The organism is Halalkalibaculum sp. DA3122, assembly GCF_043951865.1.
GTDB lineage: Bacteria > Bacteroidota > Rhodothermia > Balneolales > Balneolaceae > JAMQKA01.
Map to the genome: position 1 here is coordinate 1 of NZ_JBINJF010000061.1, position 8,303 is coordinate 8,303.

The 8,303-nt window shown below is 51.9% G+C and carries 6 protein-coding genes; 3 read left to right on the plus strand and 3 right to left on the minus strand.

The features are described 5' to 3' along the window. Both ACG2F4_RS18850 and ACG2F4_RS18855 read left to right on the plus strand, forming a co-directional pair. A partial coding sequence (locus ACG2F4_RS18850; RefSeq protein ID WP_395262499.1) for an alkaline phosphatase D family protein occupies positions 1 to 2,544 on the plus strand: 2,544 nt, incomplete at its 5' end. A gap of 84 nt (positions 2,545 to 2,628) precedes the next feature. Beyond that, a complete protein-coding gene (locus ACG2F4_RS18855) occupies positions 2,629 to 4,035 on the plus strand; it encodes a sulfatase (RefSeq protein ID WP_395262500.1) in 1,407 nt (468 codons plus the stop codon). Between the two features lie 119 nt (positions 4,036 to 4,154). Here ACG2F4_RS18855 and ACG2F4_RS18860 read toward each other — a convergent pair whose 3' ends face one another. The 3 genes from ACG2F4_RS18860 to ACG2F4_RS18870 form a co-directional block, all read right to left on the minus strand. After that, entirely contained in the window at positions 4,155 to 5,237 is a 1,083-nt protein-coding gene (locus ACG2F4_RS18860) for an LptF/LptG family permease (protein WP_395262501.1), read from the minus strand. Continuing rightward, on the minus strand, positions 5,230 to 6,678 hold the full coding sequence (locus tag ACG2F4_RS18865) for an LptF/LptG family permease (protein WP_395262502.1): 1,449 nt from the start codon (positions 6,676 to 6,678) through the stop codon (positions 5,230 to 5,232). Before ACG2F4_RS18865 ends, ACG2F4_RS18860 begins: the two co-directional genes overlap by 8 nt. Positions 6,679 to 7,028: 350 nt before the next feature. Next, the gene (locus ACG2F4_RS18870) at positions 7,029 to 7,895 is read right to left on the minus strand and encodes an AraC family transcriptional regulator (protein WP_395262503.1); all 867 of its coding nucleotides are present in this window, start codon (positions 7,893 to 7,895) and stop codon (positions 7,029 to 7,031) included. Positions 7,896 to 8,124: 229 nt separating this feature from the next. On the opposite strand from ACG2F4_RS18870, the gene ACG2F4_RS18875 reads away from it, so the two are divergent. Beyond that, a partial coding sequence (locus ACG2F4_RS18875) for a sulfatase/phosphatase domain-containing protein (protein ID WP_395262504.1) occupies positions 8,125 to 8,303 on the plus strand: 179 nt, incomplete at its 3' end.

Consider the following 8,303-nt stretch of genomic DNA (forward strand, 5'->3'; position numbering starts at 1 on the left):
CAAATAACAACCCCGGAAGAGGCACCCCTGCAGGCCGGCGGGGAGCCGATGCGCAGCCGCTGGGCCCGCTGGCCGGACGTGGAGTGGGCCGGCCCCCGGTTTTGGGGGAACCGCCTGCAGGACTGGCACATCAGAGATGGCAAGGTGGAGTGTAAGGTCAGCGACAACAACCGGACATTGCATTGCCTGACGCACCAGCTGATCGAGCAAAGGGGGGCTTTTTCCGTCACGGCGGAAGTCGAGCTGATGAATACCAGCGACTCTCCCGAGGATCGTATCGGATTCCGAATTGGTGCCAAAGGGAATTTCCCGGATTATCGTTCGGCGGCTGTTTTTGGAGAGGGGATCGACCTGGGTATAACGACGGCCGGAGAACTTTTTGTGGGGGATCAGCGACAGTCGATCCCCGTGAACCTGGATCGCCCTCTTCAGCTTACGGCAGAGGGTGGCCCCGCCCCCGGCGGTGAACAGTATAATATTACGCTGTCAGTTGCTGATTCTTCTACAGGGAAGCAGCTCGGCACGTTAAAAGTCGAACAAAATGCACCTGCAAAAACGGCTGGAAACATAGCGTTATTGGCTGACTACCATTCCCCGGATCGCAATTCGGAAGTTCCCTCGGCACGCTTTTCCAGGTGGGAAATTGCCGGGAGCAAGGTCCGATTCCGGCCGGAACAGACATTTGGTCCCATCTGTTTTGCCCAGTATACATTGGACAGTGGCCTGCTGAAGATGACTGCACAACTTGCACCCATCGAAAAAATAAGCGGGCACTCGGTTGAGCTCCAGGTTAAGTCCGGCGGTGACTGGACCCGGGTGGGAGAACCAACTGCGGCTGATTCAATGTCGCGCACGGCACATTTCCGGGTTGAAAACTGGGAGTATAATGAAGATATCCCGTACCGGGTCAAGGTGGATCTCCCGCTGAAATCGGGGATGGAGAGTTTTTATTATGAAGGTACCATCGCCTCGAACCCGGTGGACAGCAGAAAGGTAAAGATGGCCGTGTTCAGTTGTAACAGCCATTATGGATTTCCAAATAATGAGGTTGTTCATCATGTCGGCAAGCACCAGCCGGATTTGGCAGTATTTTTGGGTGATCAAATATATGAAAGTCACGGAGGCTTCGGGGTGCAGCGGAGTCCGGTGGAGAAAGCAAGCCTCGATTTTCTGCGCAAGTGGTACATGTTCGGGTGGTCGTATCGCGATCTATTTCGCCACATTCCCTCGGCATTTATCCCGGACGATCACGATGTATACCACGGGAATATATGGGGAGAAGGTGGTGCCGATGCCCCCGTCGAAAAGGGCTGGGGATACGACTCCCAGGATGAGGGGGGCTACAAGATGCCTCCGGAGTGGGTCAACATGGTGCAGCGCTGTCTTACGAGTAACCTGCCGGATCCCTACGATCCGACCCCGGTTAAGCAGGATATCAGCGTGTATTACACTGACTGGAAGTATGGCGGGGTCAGCCTGGCCGTTATTGAGGATCGAAAATTCAAGACCGCCCCTAAAAATGTACTGCCCGAGGAGGCAAAGGTGCTGAACGGCTTTATCCAAAACAGGAGTTTTGATATCAGGGATTACTACGATATCGATGCCGAACTGCTGGGGGAACGGCAGCTTTCCTTCCTTGAATCATGGACAAAAGACTGGAGTGAGGGTACGGAGATGAAGGCGGTGCTCTCCCAGACAAACTTTTGCACGTTGGCCACGCTTCCGGAGGGCAGCATACTCGACCGGATTGTCCCCGAACTGGAGATCCCTGAGCGCAATGAATATGTGAAGGGCGATGCTCCTACGACCGACATGGATTCCAACGGTTGGCCACAGAAGGGCCGGGATCGTGCACTCCGCACAATACGCAAGGGATTTGCCCTCCATGTTGCCGGAGATCAGCACCTGGGCAGCACGGTGCAGTATGGGATTGACGAATTTGGAGATGCCGGGTTTGGATTTGCAGGTCCCGCCCTCAACAACATCTGGCCGCGTCGCTGGTGGCCCCCGGTGGGTCAGGGGCACCAGCCGCTGCCGGGCCGATCAAAAAATACGGGTCATTTTGAGGATGGCTTTGGCAACAAAATGACGGTATACGCGGTGTCGAACCCCGTACAAACCGATCGCGAACCCGCGATTATCTATGATCGCGCCACCGGTTACGGGATGGTTACTTTTGACAAGAAGGAGCGGGAAATAACGATAGAATGCTGGCCCAGGTACGTGGACCCGGAGACGAATCCCGGTGGACAATATGACGGCTGGCCGGTGATTATTCAGCAACAGCAGAACTATGGTCGCAGGGCAGTCGGGTATTTGCCGGAAATTATTGTAGAGGGACTGGAGCATCCGGTCATTGAGGTCTATAATCAGAAAACCGGTGACCTGGAATACGCCCTGCGGATTCGGGGCCGAACCTTCCGGCCGAAAGTATTTGAGGTTGAATCGCACCGGCTGAGAGTGGGAGAACCGGATACCGACCAGTGGCTGGAGTTCGACTCGGTGACGCCGGCGGACGACACGCCGATTGTGTGCCGTTTTTAGCGGAAGTGCTGTACCCGGGATTCGGATACGACCGAACCGGCAAATGGATAACGATATTAATAATATAAATTTAAAAACCAGACTATGACTACGACCAGAGCAACGTATGAGTATGTGTTGACCATTCTTTTTTTGTGTTGTTTGACGGAAGTGTTGCATGCACAGTCATCTGATAGGCAGGCTTCTCCCAATATCCTGGTATTTGTAGCTGATGATGCCGGATGGAGAGATTTCGGGGCTTATGGAAACGAAGTCATCCAAACACCAAATATTGATGAACTGGCCCGCGGTGGACTGCTGTTTGAGCAGGCCTTTTTGACGACTGCCCAGTGCAGTCCCTCCCGTATATCGATATTGACGGGCTTGTATCCCCATGCCACGGGAGCGGAGGATCTGCACATGCCTCTTCCTGAGGGAACGCGCATCGTGCCGGGGTATCTGTCTGAGAAAGGATATTTCAGCGGGCACATGCGGAAAACACATTACGGTCCCCATGCCGATGCCCAATTCAACTGGTACAGCGAACATCTTTCGGAGAGCTTTCCCTCCTTTTTGGACGAGGCGGGACAGCAACCGTTTTTTCTGTGGGTGGGATTTTCTGATCCGCACCGCCCGTACGGAGATGCCCCGCGCGTTCACGATCCCGACGAGGTTAAAGTGCCTCCGCAGCTCGCAGACAGGCCGGGGACCCGCGCAGATCTTGCACGCTACTATGATGAAATCAGTCGGATGGACGCGCAGATCGGACGCTTTATCGAGGAGCTGGAACGACGCGGTGAGCGGGACAATACGCTGGTTGTTTTTCTGAGCGACAACGGGGCCCCGTTTCCCCGCGCCAAGGGAACGGTTTATGATGCGGGGATTCGAACGCCCCTCATTTTTAACTGGCCGGACGAGATTGAAGCCGGCAGCAGGTTTGAAGGCCTTGCCAGCGTCATTGACCTGGCCCCGACGCTGTTAGACCTGGTTGGCCACCCGGTGCCGGACCAGATGCAGGGAGAAACCGTGTTGCCGGTTTTGTTCGATCAGACACGCCCGGGGCGGGAGTACGTATTCAGCGAACGCAACTGGCACGACAGTGATGAGCATATCCGCAGCTTGCGCACGGAACGTTACAAGCTGGTGAAAAACGCCTATATCGAGCTGCCCCACGGCACGCCGGCTGATATCGGCGGGAGTCCTTCATTTCGGGATTTGATCCGGTTAAAGAAAGAAGGATCACTGAATCATGCGCAATCCCGCCTTTTCCAGGTGCCAAGGCCCCGTATTGAACTTTATGACCTGCAGCAGGATCCCTGGGAGGTGCATAATGTGGCGGCGGATTCAGCGTACTGGCAGAAGGCGCGGGAGCTGGCACAGGTGCTGGATGACTGGAGTCAACAGACCGGTGATTTCCCACCCTACTACCGCGTACGGGATGATCATACGGACCGGATGACCGGGGTGTGGTTTTCAAAAGAGATACCCCCGATGCGCAACAAACGGGAGTAAAAAGCCCGGGGAGGACAACAGAATTCATTTTATAAAGCTTATCACCGGAATTTGTCATCTATGTTATCCACTGTTCCTGCAGTGGATGCGGGAAAACGGGGAGGAGTCCCGGTAAAGGATTACTTCCGGGCGGAGAAAAGAAGGCCCAGGCCCACGATAAAGAAGAACACGTGGGGGGTAAGGGCGGCGACGATGGGTTCAATTGCCCCCTCTTTTCCAAAAGGTTCGATCACTTTCATAAAGGCCAGATACAGAAAGCTGATGGCCAGGCCGGCCGCAATATAAAATCCCTTGCCTCCCTTGCGCCGGACGGAAGCGATCGAAAACCCGATAATAGAGACCACAAGGATCGAAATCGGATAGGTCAGGCGCCCGTAAAACTGAATTTTGGGAAGGCTGATTCCTGTTGCGCCGCTGCGTTCAAGAGACGCGATATAATCTTGTGCCTCCGGGTAGGTTAACTGGTAGATATCGGAGGTCGTCCGGGCCAGATCCTGCGGGTAGATTGTCAGGGAGACCACCAGCGTGTCCAACTGTTCATCCACATACCCCTCCGGCATAAAAGTTCGCCGTTTAATATTCAGCATCCTCCACTGCTGGGTTTTGGGGATCCATTCCATCCGGGCGATATCCAGGCTTTCGCTGATGCTGTCTCCCCGGAATTTTATAGCCTCGATCCTCCGGGCCAGGGTGTCTTTGGGGCTGTAATACTGGAACCTGTAGATATTATTGTCACTATCCTGCCGGTAGATCCGGTCATTGTCCACTTTTTGGCTGCTGGCGGGAAGATATTTCTTTTCAAACTCAATACGCTCTGCGTTGGAGTCGGGAATGATAAACCCGTCCAGGTAGCTGATGATACCGGCCATCAAAAAGCCAAATACCAGGTAGGGGATGATGAGACGGTACAGGCTGATGCCGGCGGCCTTCAGGGCTACAATCTCCAGGCGATCGGCCATCTGTCCGGTGAGGTACAGGCAGGCGACGAAGACGGCCACCGGAATTACCAGGCGCGTCATTTCGGGAATGTAATTCAGGTAGTACTGGCCGAATATTTCGGCAAAGGTGGCTCCCTTGTCGGTAAAATCATCGCTGTTTTCCGAAAAATCGATCACGATAAAGATGAAAATCAGCACTCCCAGCACAAAAACCGTGATTGCAAGGAGCCTCAGGAATATGTAGCGGTCAATTTTTTTAATCACTCTTCTTCCACAGGTTTGACAACTTAAAAGAGGTACAGAGCCGGATAACCATATATATGCCTGCTATACCCAGCACAATATTTGAGAACCACATCGCCCAAAATGGGGTAATAAAAAGCCGATCAGCGAGCTTTTCGCCCTGGATCAGTGAAATCCAGTAAAAAGTCAGGAAGCCGGTGCCGAAGAGTGCGGCATAACCGATATTCCCTTTTTTGGCCAGCATCCCGATGGGAGCACCGATGAGCACAAAAATGATACATGCTACGGGAATTGAGAACTTCTTGTGCACCTCCACCAGGTAGCGGGCGATGCGCGATTCCCTCCAGCTCACGTTGGTTTCAAGATTCTCCAGGTTCGACTTGTATTTCCTCAGTTCTGAAATGGCCATTTCACCGAGTCCCACCTGGGTTCTCCGGTTGCTCATCAGGTTGACGGCCAGGTATTCGCTTGTCACCTTCGGGACGCTGTCTGCAACACCCGCGCGCGTGGAACTCAGCTCCAGCTGGTACGTATTGCTGCGCCCTTCATTGGTATCGGCAGGCATCAGGAATGTGTTCTCATTTGAAAACGACTGTTCGATCTGCGTGGCGCGCTCTCTTTCAAGGGTGTCCACGACGGCAAGCATCGCCTGCGAGCTCATCGTGCGGTCGTTGCGCGTACGCTGATCCGGGTTGGAGCGCGAGAAGGCAAAGTCTGACAGGTCAAAACTGATTCGATACCGGTCAAAATGGTTCTCCTCGATGACCGTCTCATAGGAATTATTCTGCTTAAGATAGCGGAGCGTTGAGCCGTCATACAGGTAGAGCGTCATAAGCTGGCCGTCATCACTGCTCTGAAGGATACCCCGGTCGGCTTTGATGATCGCCTCTTCCCGGTTTTTATCGGAATCGGGAGACTGGAGGAGTGTGACGTTGTAGAGGGAGTCGGTTTCATTGTTAATATCCTTTACCAAAAAAATATAGCCCTCGATCCCCTCATAGAACTCGTTCGGTTTTAGGTCAAAACCGGGCTTTTTCGTACGGATATCGATAAAGAGAGAGCGCGCACGCTGATTGGCATCCGGCAGTACATAGTTCGAAAACCATACCAGAAAGACACACAGGAAAAACGATGAGATGAGAACCGGCTTTATAATATTGAACGGGTTTACTCCCGCCGCGCGCATAGCCGTTAACTCGTTAAGTTCAGAAAACTTGCCAAATGCCATAAGAGAAGCCACGAGCACTGCCATGGGTGCGGCCAGTACCACCATATACGCCAGGTTGGTCAAAATGAGCTCAATGATGATCCCCAGCGGAAGCCCTTTTCCCACCAGCTTGTCAATATGCAGGATCAGAAACTGCATGAGCAGCAGGAACATAACGGTCAGAAAGCAGAACACAAACGGTCCTACGTGCCGCCGGAGAACATCCACCTGTAATTTGTTAAATGTGAACTTCATGGGTGTTGCTGTTTGATGACACCAAAATTAGGCTGATCCTGCCATTTTACAAAATAACGCGCAGTACTCCATTTTCTTGAGTGAAGACGCGGAAAATACCTAAAAATGCCGGTAATTAGGAGATCCTCAAAAAGTTTTTACTATTAATTCGCGAAAATACAGACATTGGGCAAAACAGCGGTTTGACAAAAACAAAGACCTCGTTTAAAGCCCGCCAGCATATACTGGGAAATTCAAGTTCAGAGAAAGAAATTCCCTGATTGTTCGGTTGTTTGCCTGTGTCGTCTCCTGCAATTGTGGGTGGCAGGTAGAGATGAACGTTTTTTGCCGCCCGGTGCCGGATGAAGAATTCAGGGCATCTTTTGCGGGGTGGTAAAGCGCTCCCGGTAGGTGGAGGGGTTGGTGTCCATGATGGTTTTGAACTGTTTGTTGAAGTTGGAGATCGTGTTAAAGCCACATTTATAGCTTATCTCAGTTATGTTGAGATCTGTTTCCATCAGCAGCCTGCAGGCCTGGCCAATCCGGTATTCCTTGATGTAGGAGAAAAACGTTTTGCCGGTCACCTTCTTGAAATGACGGCAAAAGGCGGCTTTTGTGAGCCCGATAATATCGATCACATCATCCAGCGATATATCTTCCTGGTAGTGCTCCATCACGTATTTGCAGGCTTTATTTATTCTCTGGTAATCCTTTTTGCTGAATGTAGAAGTATATCCCGCGCTGGCCAGCGTGCGGGAATCAAACCGGGTGGCCAGTTCATTAAGCACAGAGAGAATCTCCAGCAGGCAGTCGGTCCGGTTCAGTTCAAACATCGCCTGAATTCGCTCTGCAATGATCTCTGTATCTCCCCGGAACTCGAGACCGGATTCTGATTTCTGAAACAGTTGATGAACCGCGGTAAATTCGGGACAGGCCAGGAATCCATCCGTAAAAAAATCGTTGTTCAGATGGATAACCAGCGAACCCGCGCGATCTTTCATCGGGAAATCCTGGTCGCAGCTGAACAGGTGCGGCAGCTCGGAACCAAGGAACAGCAGGTCTCCCTTCTGCAGGTCTGACACGTCATCTCCGATTATTTTTTCTCCGCGGCCTTCCCAGATGTAGATAAGCTCATACTCCTTGTGGAAATGCCAAAGCCCGTCAAAAGATCGCCCAACCGTATTTTTGAGTTTGAAAGAGTGATGGGCGTCAACATTTTTTTTGAATATCGGATCCATAATCTACCATTATTTTGCTCATTAATGATATTGGCGGGGGATTTTGCATCAATCTGTGAATATAAATTAACAGAAGTCACTTCTAATGCAACTGTAAATCAATATAGAGGTAGAGGAGGTCAATATTTGAAAAGTTATTCGGTGTCCTAATAGTTACAATTTCAAAAGCAAATCTTATGTAATAAAAGTAAATGCTTTTGTTTTGTAATTATTTAATACAGGGTGGTTTATGTTGTTGGCTTGCTTGCAAAAAGAGGGTTGGGAATCAGACGAGCTGGTCCAAAACATTGACTGGGCCCCCACGCTGCTGGAGCTGGCCGGCGTTGAGGTACCGGCCGGGATGCAGGGCCAATCGCTGCTTCCGCTGGTCCAGAACGAAGATGACCAGTGGCGCGATGCCCTCTACTA

Bases quoted from the DNA above. Each gene is read 5' to 3' on its own strand.
- ACG2F4_RS18865 (WP_395262502.1), bottom strand. From the start codon at position 6,678: ATGAAGTTCACATTTAACAAATTACAGGTGGATGTTCTCCGGCGGCAC.
- ACG2F4_RS18870 (WP_395262503.1), bottom strand. From the start codon at position 7,895: ATGGATCCGATATTCAAAAAAAATGTTGACGCCCATCACTCTTTCAAA.
- ACG2F4_RS18855 (WP_395262500.1), top strand. From the start codon at position 2,629: ATGACTACGACCAGAGCAACGTATGAGTATGTGTTGACCATTCTTTTT.